Raw genomic sequence first — 25738 nt, 5'->3', positions numbered from 1 at the left:
ATTCATTATGTTATAAATATTCGTGAATGTATAAAAAATTCCTTCTTTTCTTTTTTTAAACCACAACTTTTTCTACATATGGAGAAGTCATAGCCTTTAAGAGACATTCATACCCTACAGTAAAATCAACAATATCCCCAACCTTATAACTTCCTTCCGCTTCCGTTAAATCAAGAATAATATGGTCACTGCTACCACCAACCACTTCAATACCAGGATCTAAAGGTTTAAGCCCATCTGCTGCCACATCCTGTTTACCAATTCCCAAGATGGCCCTTAAACGAATTCCTTTATCCTCAAAAAACGGCGGTTTACCAAAGGCATCCAGACCAATTTTTCCAATGGGATGGGATGGCTTTTCTTTCAACTCGATAATCTCTGCTTTTAAAATAAAGGTATCCTGACGGGTATTAGGGAATGGCTTATGAGAAACTGTATCATTACCCAACATTATTACTTCCCCAATTCGTAACTGGTTAATTCCATGGGGCATTTTTCCTTCTCTCAACAGAGGTAAAGAAGAACTATTACCACCCGAAATTATCTCCAATTGAATCTGATATTGGTCTTCAACAGATTTAGCCAGTTCTACCAATTGGCCCAGATTTTCTTCGGTTGGTAAAACTCCTCCCCAACAGGTCAGATTAGTTCCAAGACCCTTTAAGCGAAGATTATTCAATTTGAGTGTTTCTCCAACAATATCCATTAAATCAGAAGGCCAGATTCCTTCACGCAAGTCTCCCAGATCAACCATTAAAATCACATCATGCACAGTATTATACTTACCTGCTGCCTCATTTAAAGCTTTTAATACATCCAGTTCTGAATTTAAACTACAGTTGGCACACTGAACTACAGTTTCTGCTTCACTAATCATGGGAATACGAATGAGTGTGTAGTAAGTATCTACCCCTGCTTTACGCATTCTTTGAATATTTTCAATTCTGGAATCACTAATTGCCTTAATCCCTGCATCCAGAAGTGTTCTGGCTACATCAGGATGACCACAGGTTACTTTGGTTACACCCCAGATTTGAACTCCATACTTTTGAGCCAGCTTTACAATATATTCAGCATTTTCTCTTAACCTATCCAGGTGAATCTCAACCAGCGGATATTTCAATCTCAGCCACTCCTTCCCCATCTTTATCCAGTTCATTATTCAATGATGCATAAACTTATTTATTAATTCGCTTTTAAGATGGGAAATCCTTTCGATTTCACGAAATATTTAGAATTTTTTTTGCTATTTTTCCGCACAATCTTCTACCTGACCCATTAACACATCTAAACCGTGGGGAAGTGCTTCAATAATAACCCCAAAACATTCTCGAACAGCTTTGGGACTTCCAGGTAAATTAATAATAAGGGTCTGACCTCTAACCCCGGCTACTGCCCGTGAAAGTATAGCTTTTGGAGTTTTTTTCATACTCTCTCTTCTCATAGCTTCCCCAATTCCGGGTACTTCATAATCAATTACCTCCAATGTTGCATTGGGAGTAACATCCCGGGGGCTTAAACCAGTACCTCCCGTTGTCAGGATCAAATTAAGTTTATCTTCATCTGACCACTGAATCAGTTTCTCTTTAATCAGATTCAGGTCATCAGGGATCACCTCATAGCAAACCACCTGGCCCTGAATCCCTTTGACCATCTCTTTTATCACCTTACCACTTAAATCCTCCCGTTCACCCCGAAAACCTCTATCACTTAAAGTCAATACACCAACTCTATACATTACATTTCACCACCTCAATCTCCATTCCTGGTGTCAGTTTTCCACCTTTAATTACTCTCGCAAAAATTCCTTCTCTTGGCATAACACAATCTCCTGCCTGTTCATAAATGGCACACCGGCTATGGCATTCCTTACCTTTTTGGGTAATCTCAAGGACTACATCCATGCCAAGTTTAAGCCTATCTCCTATTTCAAGAGCAAGAAGATCAATCCCTTGAGTAGTAATATTTTCAGCAAAATCACCCGCCTTGACATTAAGCCCTTTAGCAATCATTTTATCGATACTTTCCTGTGCCAGAAGGCTTATCTGACGATGCCATTTACCTGCATGGGCATCACCCACTATTCCATAATTTTCCTTAACCATTACCTCTGATTGATTTATTTTTTGCATCCCCTTTTCAGAACTTATAGATATAGCAACAATTTTTCCTTTCATAAACATTATCCTCCTTTCTTATAAACAATCAAAATTCATTACTTCACCTTCATCAAAAAACTCTTGTTCCGGTTTTAATAAAATTGTCCCTATTATACCTGCAAATAAAAATAGTCCTGCCAGAACATATAATACAACCCGAATACCAAATAAACTTACAATTATTCCACTCAAACCCATAGAAAACAGCATAGAACCAGACTCAAAGGCATCCAATAACCCGAATACTTTTCCCTGATTACCCTTTTTAAAATATGTCTGCACTATCGAAGGAATTAAAATAAAAACCCCCGCAATCGCTATTCCTTCTATAAGAGTTGTAAATATAACCATATATAAATTGGGAAAAGTATTATAAAGTATTACAGATATTCCTGAAACTAAAACTCCACCTCCAATAACCCATCTGGCTTTTGAAATATCTGCATAAAAACCTGTCAACATTGAACCGATAATTGATCCCAATCCAAAAAAACTCAGTGTTAAACCAAATTGAGTATTACTCACCTTAACTACATCTAAAAGAAAAGGATAATATAAGATATTAATTCCACCTTGACCTAAAGCTGATAACACTGTTACTGACAATAATCCCATAAATAAAGGATTTTTCTTAAAAAGTTTTTTCACATATCCTAATTCACTCCAAAAACTCCCCGATTTCTCATTTAAAGTTTTTGTTGATACTACATCATTACTAATACCTATATTATTTATCAATAAGGCAGATAGAAAAAAAGAAACTGTATTGATAAAGACAATAATATTAAAATTCAAAATGGATAAAATTCCACCCAGTATAGGACCTACAATAAGAGTAGCTGACTCAGTAAAATTATATAAGGAATTAGCTTTAATCAATTTATCTTTTTCCAGGATTATAGGTAAAATTGTTGACCTTGCCGGAATCGCTATTCTGGAAATTACTGCATTAATAATAACTACTAGATATACAAGCAATAACTGTTCTTTTGATTTTACAAAAATGAACAGACATATAATAATTCCCCGTAATATATCTGATAATATAAGAATCTTTTTTCGATTAAAACGATCAATAATAATTCCTGCTATTGGTGCCATAATCAGTCGGGGTACTGTTTGAAAAAATATTGAAGAACTCAAGGCTAAAGCTGAACCTGTTAATTTATAAATCCATATATATAGATTAACTGAATATATATAATCCCCTATTAAAGATAATACTTGAGCTATCCATAATTTTAAAAAATCAATATTTTTAAATAATTCCTTAAAATCTCTCCAATTATTTTTCACCTTTTTATCCTCTCCCTATTATTTTTCACGATAAAAGTCTCCGCTCTTTCCTCCGGTCTTTTTTACAAGATAAATCTCCTCAATGACCATTCCTTTATCTACTGCTTTGCACATATCATAAATCGTAAGGGCAGCAACCGAAACTGCGGTCAATGCTTCCATCTCTACCCCTGTCTGCCCGGTAACCTTAACCATCGCTTCAATCTCAATTACACCCTTTTTTTCATCTAATTGAAAATCAAGATCTACACCTGTCAGGTTAATGGGATGGCACATGGGGATAATTTCACTGGTCTTCTTTGCACCCATGATTCCTGCAACCTGAGCTACTGCCAGTACATCCCCCTTTTTTAAGCCGTGATTTTTTATCAATCTGAGAGTCTCAGGCGAAGTTTTTATTCTACCCTTTGCCACCGCAGTTCGTTTGGTAATATCTTTTTCAGTAATATCAATCATTCTTGCCCTTCCTGCTTCATTTAAATGTGTTAACCTTTTTTCCATTATCTATCTAATCTCCCTTCAAAAAAGATCTGTCTCATAGTCCCTAAATTGTATCTATTTCTCTTGAAGTGAAAAATTAACTTTTTGCAGTAAAACTATTTAATAATAAATTTCAATATCTAATATAAATTCCCTGCTGAATTAAGAATTTTCTCAAGAAAAAGAAAACCCAGGTCAATCTTTGACCCGGGTTTAGCTTCAATATCTGATTAACCAGCCAGGAAAGCAAAGCGGAAGATAAAGAGTATTCCCAGAATATATACAATCCAGTGTACCTCACGACCTTTACCAGCCAACAGCTTAACAATTGGATAAACCACAAAACCAACAGCAATACCGGTAGCAATGGAATAAGTTAAAGGCATGGTGATCATTGACATAAAAGCGGGAATTAGATCAGTTAATTCATTCCAGTCAATACTTAAAACATTGCGCATCATCATTGAGCCAACGATTATCAACGCTGGTGCAGTAGCGGCTGCAGGAACAATCCCAATTATAGGGATAAAGAAAAGGGATAAAAGAAAACAAACAGCTACCACCAGACCAACAAGACCGGTACGTCCACCGACAGCAACACCGGAAGCAGATTCTATATAAGTGGTAACAGTCGGAGTACCGAAAAAAGCACCTCCAATAGTACCAATGGAATCAGCCAAAAGGGCCCGGCCCGCTTTTGGTAAATTGCCTTTTTTATCCAGAAAACCAGCCTGCTGACTTACACCCACCAGAGTTCCAGCAGTATCGAAAAAGTCAACAAACAGGAAAGAGAAAACAACTGTAAAGATTCCTTTGCTTAAAGCTCCACTGATATCCAATTTACCCAAAATTTCCATCCAGGGTCCAAAATTAGGCAAGGAAATAATTCCCTTTGGTGAGTCAGTAATTCCAGTAAAAACAGCAATAATAGTACTTATGATAATTCCCCAAAGGATCGCACCGGGTACTTTTTTTGCCATCATCCAGACAGTAATAATGAGCCCAAATACAGCCAATAGAAAATTTGGATCAGTTGGATCACCTAGAGTAACTAGAGTAGCCGGGTTATCAACTACAATACCAGCATTTACTAGACCAATAAAAGCAATAAAAAGACCAATTCCAGCACTGATTCCGCTCTTTAAACTCATCGGGATCGCATTAATGATCGTTTCCCGAACTTTAAAGAAAGTCAGAATCAAAAAGAGAATTCCGGACAAAAATACTGCACCCAACGCTTCCTGCCAGGTCCAACCCATGCCCAGAACCACACCATAAGTAAAGTAAGCATTTAAACCCATCCCCGGAGCCAGGGCAAAGGGGTAGTTAGCAAGTAATGCCATCAAAAGAGTAGCCAGAGCTGCAGAAACAGCAGTAGCAATAAGTACTCCTTCGGCTGGCATTCCTGTTTTTTGTACAATACTCGGGTTAACGAAGATAATGTAGGCCATTGTCATAAAAGTAGTGAGACCTGCAATTAACTCCGTGCGAAATGTGGTATTGTGTTCTTCTAACCGGAAAATCCTTTCCAACATTTTTCTGCCTCCCTTTCTCCCTTTTTTAATGTTTGCTGAAATTTAACCTGCAAATTTAAATTATTGTTCGTATTGATACGAACATTAATTAACTACATCTATTATATTGTTTATTTTAGCACAAGGGAGAAAGGTTGTCAATATAAAAACCGTATAATTTTTTATATTATTTTATAAAATGTTCGTGTTTTTTATTCCCATTCGATTGTTGCCGGGGGCTTCGAGGTAATGTCATAAACAACTCGATTGACATGTTCCACCTCATTTGTAATTCTGGTCGAAATTCGTTCTAATACCTCATAAGGAAGCCGTACCCAATCTGCAGTCATGGCATCTTCACTCTTGACCGCACGGATTACAATGGGATATGCATAGGTTCTCTCATCCCCCATAACCCCTACACTGCGCAGATTAGCTGGCAAAATAGCAAAAGATTGCCAGATATCTTTATTTAAGCCGGCTGCCCGGATCTCCTGGTTTACAATAGCATCTGCTTTCCGCAAAATCTCCAGATTTTCACGGGTAACTTCACCAATAATCCGGATAGCTAGACCTGGCCCTGGGAAAGGCTGGCGCCAGACAATTTCATCAGGTAAACCAAGTGCTTTACCGATGGCCCGTACTTCATCTTTAAAGAGATTTCTTAAAGGTTCGATTAACTCAAACTCCATATCTTCTGGAAGCCCACCTACATTGTGATGGGTCTTAATTTTAGCCGCTTCTTTTGTCCCACTTTCAATTACATCTGAGTAAAGGGTACCTTGAACCAGGTATCTGGCATCTCCAATCTTTGCCGCCTCTTCTTCAAAAATACGAACAAACTCATTACCAATCCGCTTTCTCTTCTCCTCAGGTTCAGTAACTCCAGCTAAAAGATTTATAAAACGTTCACTGGCATCAACATAAACCAGATTCATATCAAACTGTTCTTTAAAAGTCTTACGAACCTGTTCTGCTTCACCTTGACGCAAAAATCCGTGATTAACAAAAATACAGGTTAATTGATCCCCAATGGCCTTATGTACTAAGGTTGCTGCAACTGCAGAATCCACACCTCCTGAAAGGCCACATATAACTTTTGCATTACCTACCTGCTCTTTAATTTCTTTTACCTTTTCTTCAATAAAATTACTAGCGGTCCAATCTCCTTTACAACCACAGACCTCAAATACAAAATTGCGAATCAGGTCCATTCCCTGAGGAGTATGTACTACTTCTGGATGGAACTGAACACCGTAAAATTTGCGTTCATGATCTGCCATCGCTGCATTAGGAGTATTATCTGTTTTGGCAGTTACTACAAATCCCTTCGGAAGTTCAAGCACATAATCACCATGACTCATCCAGACCACCAGTTCAGGGCCCAGGTCAGCAAAAATTCCTCTTTGATCAACAACAGTAAGTTCAGCTTTACCATATTCCCGATGTTCCGCCCGCTGAACCTTCCCCCCCAGGGTATGAGCCATAATCTGCATTCCGTAACAGATTCCGAGAATGGGGACACCCATATTAAAGATTCCCGGATCAATCCCTGGTGCATCCTCTGCATACACACTGGCAGGACCACCGGAAAAAATAATACCAGTTGGCTCTAAAGCCTTTAATTCTTCTAAGGGGGTGTCATAAGGTCGGATTACTGAATATACACTACATTCCCGCACCCGTCGAGCAATCAATTGTGCATACTGGCCTCCAAAATCCAGTATGAGAACTTTTTGTTCTTTTATCATCTGCATCCCACTCCTTTTAAAATTCATTTTTATTATAACTCAACTTGAAAAATAAAATAAAAAGACACCACCCTCGAACTCAAACGATTTATAATCTTAAAAAGTTTCACTTAATATTTAATTAGTATAGTAAAAAAAAATTCCTTTGTCAAGGAAATTTTGTCTATAAAAAAATTATATCTGGTAAATTTTCTGAAAAATGTATTTACTTGTTTTGGGTTTTGTGTTATTATATATATGAAACTGTAAAATATTAACTTAGAGGAGGTGATGGAATTAGAGAAAAGTTCAAATTTTCAATTTTGGTAATTAGGTATGTCAAAAATTAAAAAATAAGAGGGGGTTTCAGTAATGAAAAAAAGAATTTTTTCAATTATTCTGGTTTTGACAATGTTATTTACACTTGGCTCCGTTGGTTTTGCTTTTAAGCCAGATGTAGAGAAAAAGGCTGTAGTTCCGTTGATGGCTGATAAAGACAATGATAAAATTTTTGATGACCTGGCTCTGAAACTTAAAGATGCTTCTGACTCCGATGAGTTTAAAGTTATCGCTGTTTTCAATGAATCTTACAATCTTCAGGGTATTAAAAATGCCATCGGACATTTTGCAACTTCCTATGAATACATAAACATAAACGCATTCGCTGCAACTTTAAACAAAGGTCAAATCATTGCTCTTTCCAAAATGCCTCAGATTAAACATATCCAACTGGATGCTGAAGTAAAAGCTACTATGTATACTGCTTCCAGTTGGTTTGGTGTAACCAAAGCCAGAAACGATTGGGGTGTTACCGGTGATAGAGATGGTAGTTTAAGTTCCTATAGTAAAAATGATATTGTTATTGCCATAATCGATACCGGTATCGATACTAACCATCAAGACCTGGATGGCGGTAAAGTTATTGCCTGGAAAGACTTTGTAAATGGTAATACTACTCCATATGATGATAATGGTCATGGTACCCACTGTGCAAGTATAGCTGCCGGTTCCGGTGATGCAAACTGGAACTATCGCGGAGTTGCATACGGTGCTGCTCTGATCGGTCTCAAGGTATTGGATGCTAACGGTAGCGGTTCAATGAGTAATGTTGACGCTGCTATTGATTGGTGTATTACTAATAAAGATACCTACAACATTCGGGTTATTAGCATGTCCTTAAGTACCAGTAGTTCTTCCGATGGTCAGGATTCTACCTCTTTATTGGTTAACCAAGCTTATAATAATGGCATCGTTGTCGTAGTTGCTGCTGGCAATTCAGGTTCTGGCGGTTACACAATTGGTTCTCCAAGCGCTGCTGAAAATGCTATCACCGTTGGCGCTATGGCTGATGTGGGGGAATACGGTTTCTTCCTGGCTGATTTCTCCAGTCGCGGTTATACTGCTGATGGTCGAATTAAACCTGATATTTGCGCACCTGGCTACAATATTATTGCTGCAGCAGCCAACACTACTTCCCAATATACAACTAAAAGCGGTACAAGTATGGCTACTCCATTCGTTGCAGGTACTGTTGCTCTTATGTTGGATGCCAATCCAAACTTAACTCCTGCCGATGTTAAAACTATAATTCAAAACACTGCAGAGGATTGGGGCAAAGCCGGTAAAGATATCGATTACGGTTGGGGCCGTCTGCAAGCATATGAAGCTATCAAATCTGCTGGTGGTTACAGTGGCACTGGCCCATGGGTACCTTACCATGCAGCTGATCGTGACTATCTACCAGGTACCGGCTATTACGATACCTTTAAAGTATACGTAAGCAACACTTCTTATCCAATAGCTGTTAACCTTATCATGGAAAATGCAACAAACTACCCTGATTTTGACCTGTACGTTTACGGTCCAGATGGTTATCGTGATGCATACGATGCTACTTATGATCGTCAAGAACAGGTTAAATTCTTACCTGATCAGACCGGCTGGTACACTATCTATGTTTACTCCTACAGTGGCAGTGGTTACTACTATGTTGATGTAAGTGTTAATGGTAGTAACTTCTATCAATACGCCAATGACTCCTATTAATAGTCATTAGACATACTAAAAAATTGGAGCTAATTAATAAGAAAAGAGGGTTGGAGTTTTATACTCCACCCTCTTTTTTAAAAATTCAGAAACTTTTATTTCTCTTCTTTCTTACTCAAATTTTTACTTCTTTCAGCCTATAAGCATAAACCGCTATTCCGAACAAAATAAATGAATATATACCCAAAATCATCAAACTATTCCAAACATGACCCCAGGCTATTTTCCTTTGTATGATCTCCCTCCATATTAACCAATGAGTTGTTGGTAATACTGGTCTTATGAATTCTACATTTCCTGCAATAAAACTAAATAACATTACAAAAAAAGTTAAAATTAAGGCCATTACTGGTGAATCAAGGATTATGGACAATGTAATGCATAGAGCTGTAACAAAAATTAAAGCCAAACCCTGCATAAAATAGGCTAACACTATATAGTTTATCCCTTCAGTAACAGGAATTATATTACTTCCACTTTGATCAGGAAAATCAGTTAAAGGATAAAAAATACTAGCAATAATAAAAACTATAAAACCAACACTGAAAAGTAGCAAAAATGTATAGATAATACCAACAAAGAATTTAACTAAAACAACTTTCCAGGCTGGAATTGGCTTGGTATGTAAAATTTTTAATGTTTTTTCTTGAATCTCAATCCCATAAATATAACTACTAAACCCAAGAAAAATTATAATCACAAAAGTTTGAGTAAGATTACTTAAACTGCCAATTGGAAACTCAAAAGCTGAAATCTCACTTTCACCAATGTAGTTTAAAAAGATTATTAATCCAAACAAAATTGCTCCAACCAAATTTAAATAAATCTGCTTCATTTTTATTATTTTGAGTAATTCAACCCTTAATAATCTAATCACTTAACTACCCCCTTTTACAGTAAAATATCCTTTTTTACAAGGATTAAATAACTTAAGAGAAATAAAACAACACTATACCCCCAGGTTACAACAATCCCTTGTCCAATCTTACTCCATTGAACAACCGTACCTACAAGATATGGCTTTAAATTATAAAAGCCAATAGGTGAAAATTCCATCATCTGCGGTATTACTTTAGTACTTATAGCCATCAAAATAAAAACTCCCATGGTAGTAATGACAGTACTAACCTGATTTTTTAAAATAACTGCAAAAAAAGCAGCTAAAGTAATAATAAAAATAATATTTATCCAGGTCCCAAGATAAAATATACCAGGCCTAAGTAATCCATCCTCTAATACTATACTTTTTTCTCCATGAACCGGGCCAGCTCCCCATAATATAAAACCAATCACCAGACTTACAATCCCAACAAACAAAATCACCTGACCACAATACAACCATAATGCGATAAGTTTACTCCAGAAAAGTTTGCCTAAAGAAACGGGCCGAATCATAATATACTTAAATGTCTTATTGGTAAATTCTCCTGCAAATAAAAAACTCGTTACCAATACCATGATAAAATGAACCGTCATACTGTTGACCAGATTTCCTAATGATACCAGGGTAATATCTAACCCGCTTATGGTAAAGTCACCTCTAACCTTATAACCAATGATAATGACTAAAATTAAAAATAATGCTAATCCATATCCGAAAATAGCCTGTAATGAGTGGCGTAATTTAAACAGCTCTGTCCTTACATACTTCACCTTTTTCACCCCCGGTTACATTAAAGAAAAATTCCTCTAAACTGGGTTTATACGGATAAAATGCCCGCACTTTCGCACCGCTACTAACCAATGATGTTAAAAGATCTTCTGGTTTAACTGTATTGATCTTAAACCGTAACGGCTCTTCGCTTATCAAAACCACATTCTTCATACGCTTAAGTAATCCCTTTAAGTTACTCAAATCTGGACCGGTAATCTCATAAATTCTCTGCTCTGGATTTAATAGCTCACTTACTTTACCTGATACAATTAATTTCCCCTGATTGATAATAGCCACTTTATTACAAATCTGCTCAATTTCAGATAATATATGACTTGAAATAAATATGGTAATTTTCTCATCACAACTTAATCTTTTTATAAGATTCCGGACCTCCTGTACTCCATAGGGATCTAATCCATTGGTCGGCTCATCTAAAATTAAAAGTCTCGGATTGTTCAACAATGCTTGAGCAATTCCAAGACGCTGCCGCATACCTAATGAATAACCGTTTACCTTATCCTTTGCACGTTTGGTCAGACCTACAATTTCTAAAACCTCATCAATCCTTGATATCGAAATATCTCCTGAATACTCTGCAAAAATTTTTAAATTATCACGGGCAGAAAGATATCCATAGAACGCTGGTCCTTCCACCAATGCTCCAACTTTCTTTAATGCTGCAAACCGCTCTTTTCTGATAGAATAATTATCGATATAAACCTCTCCACTATCAGGTCTTATCAGACCCAATATCATTCTAATAGTTGTTGTCTTACCTGCACCATTTGGACCTAAAAAACCAAAAACATCCCCTTCCTCCACTTCAAAAGTCACACCCTGAACAGCTTTGATCTTCTTCTGAAAAGTTTTGTATAGATTTTCAACTCTCAATATTACATCTCCCACAATACTTTATCCTCCCTTTTAATTTTTTAATCTAATTACAAAAACATTTTATTTATCTTTATAAAACAACTTTTTAATCTATTATAATTTTTCTGTATCTTAACTTTTTTATTTTTATTTACCAAGACTTGGTATGTTTAAAATACAAAAATAAATGTTTAGTCAAAATACTTTTATAAATATAATTCACTAAGTCTTACCATCAAAATTTTTGCTTATACTCTCTATCGTCACATTCTCAAAATCGATCAATCAAATCCATACCAAAAATAGCAGGAGCACCACCGGTATGGACAAAAAGAATCTTTTCATTTTCTTTAAACTTTCCTTTATGAATCAGATCAATCAATCCAGCCAACGCTTTTCCGGTATAGACTGGGCCAACTATAATTCCTTCTGTCCGTGCCAAAAGTTTCATTGCTTCAATGGCTGCCTCACTAGGGACACCGTAAGTAGGACCAAAGTAATCATAATTTAAGAAAATCTCTTCGGGAGAAATAGTCAATTCCAGATCCAAAAGCTTACCAATCTCTTCTCCGATTTTTTTAATTTCAGGTTCAAAATCTTCGTTATCTGCAGCAATTCCATATACTTTAAAATTACCACCAAAGAGTTTTTTTCCAGCAATAAGACCTGCCTGTGTTCCACCTGAACCTATAGGATGAACTACCCAATCAAACTCCACACCCATAACCTTTGATTGTTCAATGATCTCCTTTGCACAGCGGACATAACCTAAAGCTCCTAAACCTGTAGAGCCACCTGTAGGAATAACATATGGTTTCATTCCCCGAGCTTTTAACTCTTCTGCCTTTTTAAGCATAGCTTCACGCCGTGTTAGCGAGCCATCCGGATCAACCACTATAATCTCCGCATCCAGAATCCGATCCAATAAAAGATTACCCTGATATTCTTTTATCTCTTTACCTTTTAGCACCAATACGGCTTTCATCCCTAACTTACGAGCTGCAGCGGCAGTCATCCGCGCATGGTTGGACTGTAACCCACCTTCCGTAAGTATCACATCAGCTCCCTTCACTTTTGCATCAGCCATCAAGTACTCCAATTTTCGGGCCTTATTTCCCCCAAAAGCAAGCCCGGTATTATCATCCCTTTTGATATAAATCTCAGGACCACCCAATACTTTAGAAAAACGCGGTACAGCTTCTATTGGGGTAGGAGTAATAGCCAGAGGAATCCGTGGAATCCGTTCCAATTTTTCCATCTTATATTCATCTCCTTTTACTTTTTTTATTTTTCTTCACAACCTGCTCATAACCAGACAAATACCATGTTCCTTTAAAAAATTATAAATGATTATACTGCAAAAAGCTAATTTTGAGCAACATAGAAATTTTTCGCCAAATCTTTGCGAGATTTCCGACAAAATAAGGCCTCATCTGAGGATTGATGAGCTAATCAAGGGCCAGGAGGGCCCTTTGAGTCAGGAAGCCTTATTTCGGCGGAAATCGAGCTTTAGATGATTCGAAAAATTTCTCAAGAAGCAAAAAATTAACTTTTTGCAGTAAAATTATAAACTTTATTTCAACAATACTCTTTTAAAATCCTTTCTTTTTCCAATAAAAGAAAAACCCTTCAGGAATAATCCTGAAGGGTTGTCAGCCTATTTTTGGCTTAAATTACATCATGCCTGGCATGCCGCCCATACCTGGATTTCCGGAATCTTTTTCTTCTTTCTTTTCAGCAATCAGGCACTCAGTAGTGAGCAACATAGCAGCAGCACTTGCAGCATTTTGCAGAGCAGAACGGGTAACTTTAGCTGGGTCAACGATACCAGCTTCGATCATATTAACAAATTCACCGGTATAAGCATTGAAACCAACACCAGGTTCCATGCTCTTAACTTTCTCAACGATAACAGAACCTTCATAACCAGCGTTATCAGCAATCAAACGAACTGGAGTTTCGAGAGCCTTACGGATAATATCTACACCGGTAGCCTCGTCACCCTCTAGTTTCAGATCATCTAATGCTGAGATACAGTTCAACAGAGCAGTACCACCACCAGCTACCAGACCTTCTTCTACTGCAGCACGGGTAGCGGAGAGAGCATCTTCAATACGATGTTTCTTCTCTTTCAGTTCGGTTTCAGTAGCAGCACCAACCTGGATTACAGCTACACCACCAGCTAATTTAGCAAGACGCTCTTGCAGTTTTTCTTTATCAAATTCAGAGGTAGTAGTTTCAATCTGCTTCTTGATCTGGTTAATCCGATCTTTAATAGCTTTTTCACTACCTGCACCGTCAACGATAGTAGTATCATCTTTGGTTACAGTTACCTTACGGCAGGTACCCAGATCAGCCAGTGTAACATTTTCAAGTTTCATACCTTTTTCTTCAGAAATAACCTGACCGCCAGTCAGAATTGCAATATCTTCTAACATAGCCTTACGACGGTCACCAAAACCAGGAGCTTTAACTGCTACACAGTTGAAGGTACCCCGAATTTTGTTCACAACCAGAGTTGCCAGAGCTTCACCTTCTACATCTTCAGCAATAACTAAGAGAGGCTTGCCCTGCTGAACAACTTTTTCTAACAGAGGCAGAATCTCTTGAATGTTAGAGATTTTCTTATCAGTCAACAGAATATATGGATCTTCTAATTCAGCAGTCATAGTCTCAGTATCAGTTACCATATATGGGGAAAGGTAACCGCGATCGAATTGCATACCTTCAACTACTTCAAGACTAGTTCCCATTGTCTTGGATTCTTCAACAGAGATAACACCGTCTTTACCCACTTTTTCCATTGCATCAGCGATCAGTTGACCAATTTCTTCATCTGCAGCAGAAATAGCAGCAACTTGAGCAATAGCGTCTCTATCTTCAACAGGTACACTAATTTCTTTAATTTTTTCAACAACTTTATTTACAGCTTTCTCAATTCCACGCTTCAAAATCATTGGGTTGGCGCCAGCAGCAACATTTTTAAGACCCTCTTTGAAGATTGCCTGAGCCAGAACAGTAGCAGTAGTAGTACCGTCACCGGCTACATCATTGGTCTTAGTAGCAACTTCTTTAACAGCCTGTGCACCCATATTTTCAAATGGATCTTTTAATTCAATTTCACGGGCAATAGTTACACCATCATTAGTAATAGTTGGAGAACCAAAACTCTTTTCTAAAACTACGTTACGACCTTTAGGACCTAATGTCACCTTAACCGCATTAGCGAGAGCGTCAACACCACGTTCTAATGCACGACGAGCGTCTTCACCAAACTTTAGCTCTTTAGCCATTTATGTATCCCCCTCCTTAAAACTGATATATCATTAATCAGACTTTCGAACTTTATGTTTATTCAACAATTGCCAGAATATCTTTCTCACTAATAATCAAATATTCTTGATCATCAATTTTTACTTCTGTACCTGCATACTTAGCATAGATTACGCGATCACCAGTTTTTACAGTTGGAGCAACCTTGGTACCATTATCCAGTAAACGGCCTTCGCCTACTGCAATAACTTCGCCTTCCATTGGCTTTTCTTTTGCAGTATCAGGCAGAACTATACCGCTTTTGGTCTTTTCTACACGCTCAATTGGTTTTAAAACCACTCTGTCACCTAAAGGTTTGATGTTCATAGATTCTACCTCCTTTATTTTATAAGATATGTAAATTTATTTTGTTAGCACTCACCACGAACGAGTGCTAACACTTACATCTCTAATAATACAGAAGTCATTTTTTAAAATCAAGTTCTTTATTTCCTCATTATAGTTTATAAAACTCATTAAGTTACATCCTTCTCGCAATATTTACTCTTTTCTAAAGATCTCTCTATATTTTGGCCATTTTCTCCTTTCATGGTTAAATTTTTTCCATAAAGTCAGCTTAACACTTTTATATTACCCTTACTTTTTCCACCTTATACTATGCCTAAATCTCTACCACCTCAATTTGAATCCCTATCCTTTCTTCCAACTCACTTAATTTTCTCCCTACAAGATCAACCCCCCAGGGGTCCAGAAAAATTCCAGGAATTATAACTAAATCATAATCGTGATCAGATAACTGTTCCCATCGATCGATAAAATCCTGTATTACCAATAACCCCCCAGCCATAATAGAGCCACCAAAAAAACGATTTGGCACCATCACCATCTCAACTTGAACAGACTCTAAATTTTCTTTTAATCTCCCAATAAGAAGCCGAATTAATGGTGCTGCCAGAGTTGATACCATCAACAGAGAACGCCTGGCCCGATAACGGAGGATTTTTTTTAAAATCTCATCATATAAACCAGGATGAAGATCATAGGAAAAAACCACCCCTGGGCTTTCCCCTTGTTTTTTTTCAATGATTATAGGTATCTTCCTGCCATCCCGCTTAATTATAACTTTTTCACATCTGCATTTTGTAAGGGTATGAAAAGCTCCTACTCGTGAAAATGGTTGAACTCCTCCAATCATTAAAATCTCATCTCCTATCTTAAACCCTGCTTTTTCTGCTGGAGAATTCCGAATTACACCATCTACTTCTGCCTTTAGATTTGTAAGAAATGGAGGTTCTACAATCAAAGGTGTCTTATACTTTTTCCGGAGTTGATATACCCATTTTACCAAACGTTCCGGTAAATCCGGGCCAAACTTTAGCTCCTCCGGTGCCTTTTTCGTAAACCCTGGCATAAAAATCCGGATTGTTTCTGCATGATGCAAATCCAGATAACTGATAGTCTTTTCTATATCATCCCAACCTACAATCCAGGGCATAGCTACAATGCTACCATGAAAAGGAATTTGCCTCTTTTTAAGTTGGGGAATAGCCTGAAGAACCAAATCTCCCTCTTCTCCCATCAATAGCTTTCTTCCCCGGGCAGTAACACTGTTTAGTGAAATATATAGCTCAATCTTTCCAAGTTCCTCTAACAAATCTAAAATTTCATCTGTTAAAAGTGTACCGTTAGTGGTAATCTGTATAGGGGTAGCAGGAAATTTCTCCCGAATTCTCCTTAATACTGCCTCAATCTCCGGATGCAAAAAAGGTTCACCCTCAATAATCCTGGTTACCGATTCACCAATGACAATTTTACGATTTCTATCAATAAACTCCAGAATTAAATCAATCTCATCTAAACTCCGATGACCGATACCGTACACCTGTACACCTTCAGGATTCTGGCGGTGGCTACAAAAAATACATTTAAGATTACAGGCCGATGTCAGGGGTAAGATATTATTCTCCTGTGCCGTATATAAAATCAACTGTTCCTTAGAAAAGCCCATCATTTTTCGCTCCTATCCACAATTTCCACAACATATTCAGAAAAGTATATCCACAGATTTAAAGGCGTTATCTTAACATTCCACAGATGTTATCCACATTTATCCACAGAATTTACGCTACTTATCCACATTATAAGCGTAAATTGGGGACAGCATTCAAATCCATTCCACAAACTTCACCTTTTTTAAGAAGAAAATAACCTACTGATGCAATCATGGCTCCATTATCTGTACAGAGAATAGGCGGTGGATAATATAATCCAACACCCATAGAGTTCAACTTTTCTTTCAAGAGTTCTCTAAATCTTCCGTTGGCTGCCACTCCACCGGAAAGAATTACATTTTTAACACGTTTTTCTTCTACAGCCTTTAGGATTTTGGTAATAAGAATATCAATCACCGCTCTTTGAAAAGAAGCAGCCAGATCAGCTATAGGAACTTCTTGATTTTTCTGTTTAAGTTGATTGATATAGTTTAAAACTGCTGTCTTTAAACCACTAAAACTAAAATCATAGTCATCCTGATCAGCCAGCGGCCTGGGTAAATCTACAGCAAATTCATTTCCCTCTCTGGCTATCTTTTCAATTCTGGGACCGCCGGGATAACCCAGTTTCAAAACCCGGGCAATTTTATCAAAGGCTTCTCCAGCAGCATCATCCCGGGTCCTTCCCAGAATCTGATAACTACTCAAATCATTGAAATAAAGAAGGTCAGTATGGCCTCCCGAAACAGTTAAGCAAACAACAGGTGGTTCAATTTTCTCTCCGGTCAAAAAGTTAGCATAAATATGACCGGCCAGATGATTAACCGGAATCAAAGGAATATCCAGTGCCATAGCTATAGCCTTGGCAGCAGAGATTCCTACTAAAAGCCCTCCAACCAAACCCGGACCATATGTAACTGCCACACCGTCCAAATCTGACCATTCAATTCCTGCCTTTTCTATAGCCTCCTTTATGACAGGATTTATTAATTCCACATGTTTACGGGAAGCAATCTCTGGTACAACCCCCCCAAACTTCTGATGCCAATCTACCTGAGAAGCAATAACATTAGAAAGAATTTTACGACCATTTTTAACCACCGCTGCTGACGTTTCATCACAGCTGGTCTCTATCCCTAAAATATAGACATCTTCTTTCATATTAAAAACCCCTTTCTGAATAACAACTAAAAGCAGGGATCCTCGTATCTCCCTGCTTAATCCTTCTTTTTTGTAAGTACTTTCCACATAATCAAGGCATCTTCATTATTATCCTGATAATATTTGGGGCGCACTCCAACCTCTTTAAAACCCAGTTTCCGATATAGTTTTTGAGCCGGGTAATTACTCACTCTGACTTCCAGAGTAACTGCAGTTACTCCACGTTCTTTAGCCTGGGTTATTAAAAAGTTAATCAGCTTTTTAGCAATTCCCCGTCTTCTATGGGACGGTTTAACTGCTATATTGGTTATATGAACTTCTGATAAAATAAACCATGCTCCTAAATAACCAACTACTTCATCCTTACATCTTGCCACCAGATAATAAGCAAATTTATTTTCACCGCTGATCTCCGCCTCAAAAGTCTGCTTAGACCAGGGATTAGAAAAAGAACTTCTCTCAATGGCTAAAATCTGATCCAGGTCATTTCGGTTCATATAGTCAATGGTGATTATCAACTACTTCACCTGCTTCCCATATTTTTTCTGCCAGTTTATCTCAGCCTGAGATGGTTTTAAATAATTGGGTGTCAGTGCAAATAAATCGTCCTTTTTACCTCTGTTCAGTGCCTGATACCCCAATTCAGCAACTGTTCCTCCTCTTGGCAATTGGAGAGAATAAGGTGGAAAAAGAACTCTCTCTCTTAGTTCAGACCGTAACATATCTTTATATAATGAGACTGCATCTCCAACAAAATAAATTGGGCCTTTTTCATCTTTTAACTCATCTACCAACTGATCAATAGTACAGCTTGCATCTTCAGTTATACGTTCCAACCCACCCTGATTCCCGTAGAATCTGGCAGTATAAACCCGGCGATTCCGGGCATCAAAAATAGGACAGATTAATCCGGGAGTCATTACCAGATTAAAAGCCGTAACTTCCAGTGTCGATACCCCAACAATCGGTTTTTCCGTTATCTGAGCCAGGGTTTTGGCTGTTGTCACCCCAATCCTGATTCCGGTAAATGAACCGGGGCCCAGAGTCACGGCAAAACCATCCAGATCCTGGACTGTTAAATCGGCTGCTTTAAGCAGCATCTCCAACATCGGCATTAACCTTTCAGAATGGGTTCGTTCTAAGGTAAGATTATTCTCACCAATTAAACCTTTCTCACTGTCATACAATCCCAGTCCGCCTACTTTGGTAGATGTATCAATCCCCAGCACCAACAAAGTCCTTCATCCTCTCACATAAGTCTCTATATTTCGCACCAACAGGAACCAGACTAATATTTCTCCGCTCTCCTTCGCCGGTGAGCTCAACCTTTAAATGAGTAGGAGGAAGATATCCATTGGCCCTTTCCGGCCATTCTATTAATACTACCCGTTCACCGTCCAGATATTCCTCAAAGCCAATATCAAAAAGCTGATCAGGTTCATCCAGGCGATAAAGATCAAAATGAGCAACAGGCAAACTTCCCCAATATTCATTAACCAGAGTATAGGTGGGACTTGTTACATAATCCTCTACACCCAGGGCCTTTAAAATCCCCCCTGCTAAACAGGTCTTGCCAGCCCCCAAATCACCTATAAGCAAAATTACCATTCCGGGTTCAATAAGTTTGCCCAGTTTTTTACCAAAGTCAACCGTTTCTTCAGGAGAATTAGTGGTATACAAAAACATAACCTTTGCCTCCAATCTGAAAGCCTATATCTTAGTTTTTCCAGTTATGACTAATCAGATTATAATATATTTTACCAGCTTCGTCAATAAAATGCCTTTATAGAGGAAGGATATTTCTATTATATGTCGAATAATATCTTTATTAGAAATATTAGAAAAGAGATGATATATATGGAAAGTAATCAAAAATGGATCTGTATCTATACATCTGATTCCTTTTTTGAGGTCAACCTGCTCCGTTCTCTTTTAGAAAGTAAAGGAATAGCTGTAAGCATCTGTGCTCCTCCATCTACCTTACTTCACGATTATCTTCATGACAAAAATGAACTAATCAGGGTTTTCATTCCAGCAGCTCAACTTGAGGAAGGCCAACGCTATACTGAAAAATTGATACAGTACCAGAATGCTAGAAATAAATGTTAACTCATAACAACTATAAAAAATCTCTTTAGTCCAGCTTAATGATTAAACTATTGTGCACAGGAATCTCTCCACTGGAAGGTAAGTTAAAAACTCTACCTCTAATTACCATTGTGGAAGATTTACCACCATCCAGATTCATAGCCTGACTGGCTCCTATTGAAATCATAAGTTCGGCCAATTCCCTCAAAGTCATACCAATACTATATTCTGAACGGCCATCGACTACCACCATTAGCAGATTGTTTTCGGGAGTAATACCAATAGCGGTACGCGGTGCCCTTCCTTTAAGGATATCGGGCAGAAACTTCTCTTCTTTACCGCTAATTTTAACTATACCATCCTCTACCAATCTGGGTCCTCCACCTATAGCTTCCACAATACCTTCCTTAAGCCAATCGGGACTTAATTTAAGGTTTATTTCAACCTTATCCCCGACCTTCAGTTTTTCCAACAAAGGTTTATAAATACCATGGGCTGAAAGAACCCATCCATCGGCAGGAATAACACTGTTACCCCGATTGATGGCCGTTACCTGTCCATTTTTAATTACAGCTTCAATCCCCCACTGGTTGGTACCAGTAGTTAAACCATAGGTCGATGAGTAAAGAACCAATTCATCGGAATATCTGGACCTATTAAAGCCTGAAAGTTCATAATTTTCCCCTTTAATTATCACCTCAGCTTTAAATGAAACCCTATCCATCAACATTCGCCCATCTTTATCTATCCCCCAGGCTGTTCTATTATAAATAGGAGCACTTACCAGCTTTCCGTCTTTGATTAACAAACCCAAAGGGTGGCCGTCAGGAGCAAAGTACCCTCCATTGATTCCAGCAAATGCCTGCTCCTGTTTTACAAGGTCACTTACTTTCATAAATCCCCTTAAACCGCCTTTTTTAAAGGCAGTTTTCAGTGTTATTTTCGGGCCAGGAACAATAGCTCCAATTTCTTCTAAAACCTTTCTTCCCTCAACAAAAGGTGCCACTTCAACTTCCAGGGCCTGAATCATCACCGGGCCATCAAAAAGTCCTTTTCTTATTTGAAAATATTTAATCCCGGGAGCCAAAAGTGTGTACTTTTTTTTCATAAAAAGACGGTGGATAGTCATTTTTAAAGTTTTGCTCTTTTCATCCCAGAAAATCCCATACCAGGGTCCTATATACTTCAATTCTGCAACAATTCGCAACCCATTCCGGTTATGGAAAATTCTCAACTCTTTTAACAGAGGATCTTTTTGTGTAAACTGCCTATACCAGTGACTATAACGCCCATCCTTAATATCGATCACAAACCGTGGTGGATTGTTAATGGTAAAATCACTAAACTCAATATTCCTGTCAAAAACCAGCTGAATCTCAACTACATCTCTTTTAGGAGTAATTTCTACAGTCTTAAGAAAAGCTTTTATCTCTTCTTCTACTGTATCTGCAAAAGCTGGCACTGAAAAAAACAAAAAAATTATCATCAAAAACCCTGTAATATATACCCAGCGGTTTAACATACTCTTAAATCACCCCAATTTAATCGAATAAACTACTTAATTATATTTTATCACATATAATAGTTAAACTGCAAAAAGCTAATTTTTCACTTCTTGAGAAATTTTTCGAATCATCTAAAGCTCGATTTCCGCCGAAATAAGGCTTCCTAATCAATAGGCCCTCCCGGCCCTTGATTAGCTCATCACCTTCTGTGATGAGGCCTTATTTCGTCGAAAATCTCACTAAGATGATTTAGTGAAAAATTTCTATTTCGCTCAAAATTAGCTTTTTGCAGTTTGATCATTTAAAAAAAGAATACAAATAAACTAAAAAACCCCAACTGCCATTCTTTAACAGTTAGGGTTTTTGCATCTTAACCACTATATACCTCTTCGCCATTAATAAATACCTTCACAACTTTAGTCATGGTCTCTAATGGATGCCCGTCAAAAATGACAATATCCGCATCTTTACCAACCTCTATACTACCTACCCTATCAGCTACACCCAGAATTTCAGCAGCATTGATAGTGATAGCTTTTAAAGCTTCCATTTCTGGCATACCATGACGAACTGCTAATCCTGCACAAATAGGCAGATAATGCACAGGAATTACAGGATGGTCAGTCATCAAAGCCACTTTTACACCAGCTTTAGCCAGAATACCGGGAGTTTCAAAGGTCCGATCCTTTAATTCATATTTGGCCCTTGAGGTCAAGGATGGACCAACAATTGCAGGTACACCCGCTTCAGCAATGATATCCGCAATCTTATGTCCTTCAGTACAGTGCTCTAAAGTAACTTCAATATCGAACTCTTTTGCAATCCGCAAAATTGTTAAAATATCATCTGCACGATGGGCATGGGCACGGAGAGGAATTTCTTTTTTTAGAAGACGGACCAGATTTTCTTTCTCCAGGTCTCTCTCAGGTTTTTTACCCTCTTTTTCAGCCTGCTCCAATTTATTTAAGTAATTTTGGGCATCAACCAGAGCTTTCCGCATCAGTGCAGCTGTTGCCATCCGGGTTACTGGAGACTGAGGTACCATTCTGGTTCCATAAACCCGTTTGGGATTTTCACCAAAAGCACCTTTTAACCCCGCAGGATTGCGGAGAACCATCTCATCTACAGTTCGACCATAGGTTTTCATAACCAGATTTTCTCCACCTATAACATTAGCACTACCAGGGCCAGTCATAACTGTTGTTATTCCACCTTTGACTGCATCTTTAAAGCCCTCATCTTCAGGATTAATAGCATCAATAGCCCGCAAATGAGGAGTTACCGGATTGGAAATTTCATTATAATCAGCACCTTCCCAACGGATCCCCTCTTCTCCAATCCCTAAATGGGTATGAGCATCAATAAATCCGGGGGTAACAATTTTACCTTTGGCATCAATAATTTCAGCGTCAGACGGGATATCAATATTTTCACCTACTGCTGTAATTTTTCCATCCTTTATCAGGATAGTACCCTGGTCCAACACTGCTCCTGCCATTGTATAAACTTTTCCGTTCACTATGGCTTTCATCTATTCCTACCTCCTACTCAGATTTTATATATTATTTCGATATGCGAAAGAAAAATCCTCTATTTCTTTATAAAATTTTAACTTTCCAGAAAAGTTTTTGAACAATCTGATTCAGTTCCCCCGAAGCCCGGGCAGCATTACTACCAGCATAATAATTCTGGATAATCTTAAAATGTTTCTCTGCTTCATCCGGCCGATTTAGAAGAGATAAAACAATTCCCAGGAAAAAATGCCCTTTTTTAAACTGTTTATCTATTTCAACTGCACGTTTAAACTCTACCACTGCATCAAGTAAATTTCCACGTAAAAAATCATGCATTCCGTTACGGAAAGCATCATCTGCTTCTTTGTGAGTATTTTCTGCTTCATTTCTCAGAGCACGTACTGTTGAAAAATACCCAAAAAATTTGCTCAATAACTCTCTTTCTTCTAAACTTAAAAACTTATATATTGAGCTTAACTCCTGATTCTCAGTTCCCACTACTTCACCTCTTAAGCCTTTAACCACCGTCAGATAAATATACGGTTTGATATTGTCACCATCCAGTAAATTTGCTTCACTCCAATATTTGATTGCAAGATCCAGATTTCCCCGTTTTAATTCCCGTAAACCCAGGTATTGAGCCGCAATACTTCCGGGCCAATAAGCATATGACTTTTCAAAAGAACTGATAGCATATGCCGGGTCTTTTTCAAGATACATAAGCCCAATCTTTTCGTAAGCCTTTGAAAGTCCAGATTCGCTACCCCGGGTATCAAATAATTGAAAACGTTTAATAGCCTTCATAAAGACTTCTTCTGCCTCTTTTGTCAGATTATACTCTAAAAGAATTTCTCCAACTTTAATATATGTATAGATATTGGCTTCTTCATACTGTAGAGCTTGATACCAATACTTTTTAGCATCTTTTTCCCGTCCTAACTGCCAGAGAACTCTACCCAGTTTAATAGCCAGATCCGTATTATGGGGATTTAACTGTAACGACAGCTGATAAGAAGCCAGTGCATCTTCAATCTGTGCCTGACGTAGATAAAAATCGCCCAACTGCAAATAGTTCCACCAGTGTTCTTCTACTTTGACTGCATCTTTTAAAATATCCTGAGCCAACTCTATTTGTCCTACTTTTTCATAGTACTGGGCCAATTTAATCAAAGGCAAACTTTTTTCCGGTTTAAGTTCCCGGGCTTTTTCATACTGCAGGAAAGCCTTATCAAATTCACCACTATCCAGATATAAGTCACCCAAATAAATCCGGTATTGAAAACGTTCGGGATCTAACTTGACCAGTTTTTCCCCGGCCCAGATTGCTTTTTTCATCATCCTTTCATCATCCAGACTACTATTCCGATAATTCCAGAATAATCGCTCCCAATAGATAAGATTTTCACTATCCAATTCAACCGCCTGTTCATATGCCTGGCGGGCTAACAATGGATTATCAATATGGGTATATAGATTGCCCAGGAAGTAATAACCGGCACCGGTCTCTTTTTTCTCAAGCACAATAAGCATCTCATTAATAGCTTCCTGATATTGACCCAGCTTTTCATAAACCCTGGCCATAGCTTCTCGATATTCCAATTTCGGATTTAAAGCTAAAGCTTTATCCAGCTCTTCTAACGCATTACTCCAGAACTTCTGTTCTTCATATAATTTTGCCAACTGATAGTGGTATTCATCACGGTCCGGTTTTTCTAAAATTTTCGCTTTCAGTTCTTCCACAGCTTCATTCCATTTAGCAGGCAAAATATTGGCAAACCTATCTACACCCTGGTTTACCTTCCAGTTAAGATAAACTAGCTCCATCATCAGTTGGCCTTCTTCCCCAAAAACTTTAATTCTTTCCGGTAATAATACACCTGAATAATACTCTTTCCAATTAACATATTCAATAGTAGCCATTATTCTTTTTGAAGCATTGAAGACCTGAATTTGGGTAATAATATTTCTATTCAAATCAAAAGTAACTTTCTGAATCACATATCCATTATCCAATTCAAAAATTGCTTGACTATCCTTTTTCTCTAAAATTTTTATCTCATAATCATCTTCAATCCGTTGTAATGGCTCACTTACTGTAGAGATAGGCTTAGTGGGCAGGGCATGTTGAACAAGGGAAAAATCCGGTGGTAGATAAAACCAGGGAATAGCCCTGATTTTTCGTCCTCTTTCTGTCCCTTTTAACTGCCAAAATGTGTGCATCTTATTAACATCAGCCCGTCCGCCATCTTTTATAATCCCGGTTCGATAGTCAAAAACTTTATCATTAAGATAAACTCTGGTTATAATCTCACCTTGAAAATTTTCCGCTAAATGCAATTGTTGTAAAGCATTCTTTAAATAAATTTCTGCATCATCAGCTGCCATGGAATTAATAGCAAAGATAAGGAGAAAAAAACAGCAAAGGAGGCATTTTTTTTTCACAATATTCCC

The 25738-nt window shown here is 37.8% G+C and carries 23 protein-coding genes; 2 read left to right on the top strand and 21 right to left on the bottom strand.

What is annotated here, in order from left to right:
* Positions 1-55: 55 nt before the first annotated feature.
* From orr to guaA, 7 genes are all read right to left on the bottom strand, one after another.
* Entirely contained in the window at positions 56-1123 is a 1068-nt protein-coding gene (gene orr / locus BBF96_RS00435; protein WP_205665670.1) for an ornithine racemase Orr, read from the bottom strand.
* Between the two features lie 123 nt (positions 1124-1246).
* Positions 1247-1738, bottom strand: a complete 492-nt coding sequence (gene mog, locus BBF96_RS00430; RefSeq protein WP_127015336.1) for a molybdopterin adenylyltransferase — start codon at positions 1736-1738, stop codon at positions 1247-1249.
* On the bottom strand, positions 1731-2177 hold the full coding sequence (locus tag BBF96_RS00425; RefSeq protein WP_127015335.1) for an MOSC domain-containing protein: 447 nt from the start codon (positions 2175-2177) through the stop codon (positions 1731-1733). The genes mog and BBF96_RS00425 overlap by 8 nt, the downstream gene beginning before the upstream one ends.
* A gap of 18 nt (positions 2178-2195) precedes the next feature.
* On the bottom strand, positions 2196-3455 hold the full coding sequence (locus BBF96_RS00420) for an MFS transporter (protein ID WP_127015334.1): 1260 nt from the start codon (positions 3453-3455) through the stop codon (positions 2196-2198).
* 18 nt (positions 3456-3473) lie between these two features.
* On the bottom strand, positions 3474-3956 hold the full coding sequence (moaC, locus tag BBF96_RS00415; protein WP_127015333.1) for a cyclic pyranopterin monophosphate synthase MoaC: 483 nt from the start codon (positions 3954-3956) through the stop codon (positions 3474-3476).
* 209 nt (positions 3957-4165) lie between these two features.
* Entirely contained in the window at positions 4166-5470 is a 1305-nt protein-coding gene (locus BBF96_RS00410; protein ID WP_127015332.1) for an NCS2 family permease, read from the bottom strand.
* Positions 5471-5661: 191 nt separating this feature from the next.
* Positions 5662-7206 carry a glutamine-hydrolyzing GMP synthase gene (gene guaA / locus BBF96_RS00405; RefSeq protein ID WP_127015331.1) on the bottom strand — a complete coding sequence of 515 codons (1545 nt, stop codon included), beginning with the start codon at positions 7204-7206 and terminating at the stop codon, positions 5662-5664.
* Between the two features lie 384 nt (positions 7207-7590).
* Between guaA and BBF96_RS00400 the strand changes: the two genes are divergently transcribed.
* Positions 7591-9225 carry a S8 family serine peptidase gene (locus tag BBF96_RS00400; RefSeq protein WP_418655006.1) on the top strand — a complete coding sequence of 545 codons (1635 nt, stop codon included), beginning with the start codon at positions 7591-7593 and terminating at the stop codon, positions 9223-9225.
* A gap of 115 nt (positions 9226-9340) precedes the next feature.
* On the opposite strand, the gene BBF96_RS00395 is transcribed toward BBF96_RS00400, so the two are convergent.
* The 11 genes from BBF96_RS00395 to tsaE all read right to left on the bottom strand — a co-directional run bounded on the left by BBF96_RS00395 (position 9341) and on the right by tsaE (position 19866).
* Complete coding sequence (locus BBF96_RS00395; RefSeq protein WP_127015329.1) at positions 9341-10102, bottom strand: ABC transporter permease; 762 nt, start codon at positions 10100-10102, stop codon at positions 9341-9343.
* A gap of 14 nt (positions 10103-10116) precedes the next feature.
* A complete protein-coding gene (locus BBF96_RS00390; protein WP_164730818.1) occupies positions 10117-10878 on the bottom strand; it encodes an ABC transporter permease in 762 nt (253 codons plus the stop codon).
* A complete protein-coding gene (locus tag BBF96_RS00385; protein WP_164730817.1) occupies positions 10850-11788 on the bottom strand; it encodes an ABC transporter ATP-binding protein in 939 nt (312 codons plus the stop codon). The genes BBF96_RS00390 and BBF96_RS00385 overlap by 29 nt, the downstream gene beginning before the upstream one ends.
* A 238-nt stretch (positions 11789-12026) precedes the next feature.
* Entirely contained in the window at positions 12027-13013 is a 987-nt protein-coding gene (locus BBF96_RS00380) for a D-cysteine desulfhydrase family protein (protein ID WP_127015326.1), read from the bottom strand.
* Positions 13014-13428: 415 nt separating this feature from the next.
* Positions 13429-15048 (bottom strand): chaperonin GroEL, encoded by a 1620-nt coding sequence (gene groL, locus BBF96_RS00375; protein ID WP_127015325.1) that lies wholly within the window; start codon positions 15046-15048, stop codon positions 13429-13431.
* A gap of 58 nt (positions 15049-15106) precedes the next feature.
* Positions 15107-15394, bottom strand: a complete 288-nt coding sequence (groES, locus tag BBF96_RS00370) for a co-chaperone GroES (protein ID WP_127015324.1) — start codon at positions 15392-15394, stop codon at positions 15107-15109.
* Between the two features lie 295 nt (positions 15395-15689).
* On the bottom strand, positions 15690-17036 hold the full coding sequence (locus BBF96_RS00365; RefSeq protein ID WP_164730816.1) for a DUF512 domain-containing protein: 1347 nt from the start codon (positions 17034-17036) through the stop codon (positions 15690-15692).
* A 130-nt stretch (positions 17037-17166) separates the two neighbouring features.
* Complete coding sequence (gene tsaD / locus BBF96_RS00360; RefSeq protein ID WP_127015322.1) at positions 17167-18180, bottom strand: tRNA (adenosine(37)-N6)-threonylcarbamoyltransferase complex transferase subunit TsaD; 1014 nt, start codon at positions 18178-18180, stop codon at positions 17167-17169.
* A gap of 56 nt (positions 18181-18236) precedes the next feature.
* Positions 18237-18677, bottom strand: coding sequence for a ribosomal protein S18-alanine N-acetyltransferase (rimI, locus tag BBF96_RS00355; RefSeq protein ID WP_127018125.1), 441 nt, complete (start codon positions 18675-18677; stop codon positions 18237-18239).
* Between the two features lie 21 nt (positions 18678-18698).
* Positions 18699-19409, bottom strand: coding sequence for a tRNA (adenosine(37)-N6)-threonylcarbamoyltransferase complex dimerization subunit type 1 TsaB (tsaB, locus tag BBF96_RS00350; RefSeq protein WP_236777902.1), 711 nt, complete (start codon positions 19407-19409; stop codon positions 18699-18701).
* The gene (gene tsaE, locus BBF96_RS00345) at positions 19396-19866 is read right to left on the bottom strand and encodes a tRNA (adenosine(37)-N6)-threonylcarbamoyltransferase complex ATPase subunit type 1 TsaE (protein ID WP_127015320.1); all 471 of its coding nucleotides are present in this window, start codon (positions 19864-19866) and stop codon (positions 19396-19398) included. Before tsaE ends, tsaB begins: the two co-directional genes overlap by 14 nt.
* Before the next feature lie 171 nt (positions 19867-20037).
* On the opposite strand from tsaE, the gene BBF96_RS00340 reads away from it, so the two are divergent.
* Entirely contained in the window at positions 20038-20289 is a 252-nt protein-coding gene (locus BBF96_RS00340; RefSeq protein ID WP_164730815.1) for a DUF2007 domain-containing protein, read from the top strand.
* A gap of 25 nt (positions 20290-20314) precedes the next feature.
* On the opposite strand, the gene BBF96_RS00335 is transcribed toward BBF96_RS00340, so the two are convergent.
* The 3 genes from BBF96_RS00335 to BBF96_RS00325 form a co-directional block, all read right to left on the bottom strand.
* On the bottom strand, positions 20315-21790 hold the full coding sequence (locus BBF96_RS00335) for a phosphodiester glycosidase family protein (protein ID WP_127015318.1): 1476 nt from the start codon (positions 21788-21790) through the stop codon (positions 20315-20317).
* A gap of 353 nt (positions 21791-22143) precedes the next feature.
* Complete coding sequence (locus tag BBF96_RS00330; RefSeq protein WP_127015317.1) at positions 22144-23304, bottom strand: amidohydrolase; 1161 nt, start codon at positions 23302-23304, stop codon at positions 22144-22146.
* A gap of 67 nt (positions 23305-23371) precedes the next feature.
* Positions 23372-25729: a tetratricopeptide repeat protein gene (locus BBF96_RS00325; protein ID WP_127015316.1), complete on the bottom strand. Its 2358-nt coding sequence runs from the start codon at positions 25727-25729 to the stop codon at positions 23372-23374.
* Positions 25730-25738 lie beyond the last annotated feature (9 nt).

The organism is Anoxybacter fermentans, from assembly GCF_003991135.1.
GTDB classification, from domain to species: Bacteria; Bacillota; Halanaerobiia; order DY22613; family DY22613; genus Anoxybacter; species Anoxybacter fermentans.
Note: the sequence above shows the minus strand (reverse complement) of the source record. Positions and strands in the feature narration are given on the sequence as shown.

What these genes read in the sequence shown, in the direction of transcription:
- mog (WP_127015336.1), bottom strand. Translation starts at nt 1,738, where the DNA reads ATGTATAGAGTTGGTGTATTGACTTTAAGTGATAGAGGTTTTCGGGGT.
- BBF96_RS00425 (WP_127015335.1), bottom strand. Translation starts at nt 2,177, where the DNA reads ATGAAAGGAAAAATTGTTGCTATATCTATAAGTTCTGAAAAGGGGATG.
- moaC (WP_127015333.1), bottom strand. Translation starts at nt 3,956, where the DNA reads ATGGAAAAAAGGTTAACACATTTAAATGAAGCAGGAAGGGCAAGAATG.
- BBF96_RS00410 (WP_127015332.1), bottom strand. Translation starts at nt 5,470, where the DNA reads ATGTTGGAAAGGATTTTCCGGTTAGAAGAACACAATACCACATTTCGC.
- guaA (WP_127015331.1), bottom strand. Translation starts at nt 7,206, where the DNA reads ATGCAGATGATAAAAGAACAAAAAGTTCTCATACTGGATTTTGGAGGC.
- BBF96_RS00400 (WP_418655006.1), top strand. Translation starts at nt 7,591, where the DNA reads ATGTTATTTACACTTGGCTCCGTTGGTTTTGCTTTTAAGCCAGATGTA.
- BBF96_RS00380 (WP_127015326.1), bottom strand. Translation starts at nt 13,013, where the DNA reads ATGGAAAAATTGGAACGGATTCCACGGATTCCTCTGGCTATTACTCCT.
- groL (WP_127015325.1), bottom strand. Translation starts at nt 15,048, where the DNA reads ATGGCTAAAGAGCTAAAGTTTGGTGAAGACGCTCGTCGTGCATTAGAA.
- groES (WP_127015324.1), bottom strand. Translation starts at nt 15,394, where the DNA reads ATGAACATCAAACCTTTAGGTGACAGAGTGGTTTTAAAACCAATTGAG.
- BBF96_RS00365 (WP_164730816.1), bottom strand. Translation starts at nt 17,036, where the DNA reads ATGGGCTTTTCTAAGGAACAGTTGATTTTATATACGGCACAGGAGAAT.
- tsaD (WP_127015322.1), bottom strand. Translation starts at nt 18,180, where the DNA reads ATGAAAGAAGATGTCTATATTTTAGGGATAGAGACCAGCTGTGATGAA.
- rimI (WP_127018125.1), bottom strand. Translation starts at nt 18,677, where the DNA reads ATGAACCGAAATGACCTGGATCAGATTTTAGCCATTGAGAGAAGTTCT.
- tsaE (WP_127015320.1), bottom strand. Translation starts at nt 19,866, where the DNA reads ATGTTTTTGTATACCACTAATTCTCCTGAAGAAACGGTTGACTTTGGT.
- BBF96_RS00340 (WP_164730815.1), top strand. Translation starts at nt 20,038, where the DNA reads ATGGAAAGTAATCAAAAATGGATCTGTATCTATACATCTGATTCCTTT.
- BBF96_RS00335 (WP_127015318.1), bottom strand. Translation starts at nt 21,790, where the DNA reads ATGTTAAACCGCTGGGTATATATTACAGGGTTTTTGATGATAATTTTT.
- BBF96_RS00330 (WP_127015317.1), bottom strand. Translation starts at nt 23,304, where the DNA reads ATGAAAGCCATAGTGAACGGAAAAGTTTATACAATGGCAGGAGCAGTG.